Below are 240 nucleotides of genomic sequence, written 5' to 3' on the forward strand. Positions count from 1 at the left end.
AACAGCACCGCCAGCACCGCGCGGTACTTCTGGTGCCCGGAGAAGAAGACACCGAGCAGGATCGAGAGCGGGGACTGGGCGATCCAGGACAGCACGATGATCTGCAGGGTGACCCACAGAGCGTGCGGGAGACCCGGGTCCGTGCGCACGGCGGTCCAGCTCTTGAGCCCGGTGAAGGAGATCGCGCCGATGCCGTCCCACGAGGTGAAGCTGAGGACGCACACCCCGATCAGGGGGACC

Annotated in this window: 1 pseudogene; it reads right to left on the reverse strand. The window is 67.1% G+C overall.

Annotation, left to right across the window (positions count from 1 at the left end):
• Positions 1 to 240: pseudogene (locus AC0I8G_RS26130) on the reverse strand (sugar ABC transporter permease); the annotation flags it as partial.

It is taken from the genome of Kineococcus sp. AC630, from assembly GCF_979255925.1.